The organism is Polynucleobacter sp. 39-46-10 (assembly GCF_002282275.1).
In genome coordinates, this window is record NZ_NCJB01000523.1 from 1 (window position 1) to 1,193 (window position 1,193).

At 47.0% G+C, this 1,193-nt stretch carries 1 protein-coding gene; it reads left to right on the top strand.

Translation table 11 applies throughout. From position 1 onward, the window contains the following. A partial coding sequence (locus B7X71_RS17385; RefSeq protein WP_293601664.1) for a DNA topoisomerase occupies positions 1 to 1,193 on the top strand: 1,193 nt, incomplete at both ends.

Here is a 1,193-nt window from a genome sequence, read left to right on the forward strand (position 1 = left end):
TAAGGCGCTCATCATTGCGGAGAAACCTTCTGTTGCGAATGACATTGCCAAGGCTTTAGGAGGCTTCACTAAATATGAGGACTATTTCGAGAGCGATGACTTTGTCATCTCTTCTGCGGTGGGCCACTTATTAGAAATTGCTGCCCCGGAAGAATTTGATGTCAAACGTGGCAAATGGTCGTTTGCAAACCTACCCGTTGTGCCGCCCTATTTTGATTTACGCCCGATTGCCAAAACTGAATCGCGCCTCAAGGTATTGCAAAAGCTGATTAAGCGCAAAGATATCAATCAGCTTATAAATGCATGTGACGCGGGGCGTGAAGGTGAATTAATTTTCCGCTTGATTGCACAGCATGCGAAAGCGCCACAGGCCATTAAGCGTCTTTGGCTGCAATCTATGACCCCGGCAGCGATTCGTGATGGCTTTGCTTCGCTGCGTAGTGATGCCGACATGCAGCCTCTAGCAGATGCAGCACGTTGCCGCTCTGAAGCAGATTGGATGGTTGGCATTAACGGCACTCGCGCAATGACTGCATTTAATAGTAAGAGTGGTGGATTCTTTTTAACGACAGTTGGTCGAGTACAAACGCCAACCTTATCAATTGTTGTAGAGCGCGAAGAACTAATTCGTAAATTTGTCTCTAAAGACTATTGGGAAGTTAAGGCCGAGTTTATTGCTGCAGCTGGCGTATATGAAGGCCGCTGGTTTGATCCGAAGTTTAAAAAGGATGTTGCTGCTCCAGATGCGCGCGAGAATCGCCTCTGGAGTGAAGCTGCCGCACAAAGCATTGTGGCTGCCTGTCGCGATAAAAAAGCGAGCGTCAAAGAAGAGGCCAAGCCAGCAACTCAGCTAGCGCCCCAATTGTTTGATTTAACTAGTTTGCAACGTGAGGCCAATGCACGCTTTGGCTTCTCCGCTAAAAATACCTTGGGTCTGGCCCAAGCACTTTACGAGCGCCATAAGGTGCTTACTTATCCGCGTACAGATGCCAAAGCTTTGCCCGAAGATTATTTGGACACCGTGAAGCAGACCATGGAGAACCTGGCTGAGAACTCATCAGAATATCGTCCATTTGCTAAACAAATTTTGCAGGGCGATCCTAAAGATCCAAAGGCAAAAGCTGGATATGGCTGGATCAAACCAAACAAACGTATTTTTGACAATTCAAAAATTTCTGATCACTTTGCGATCA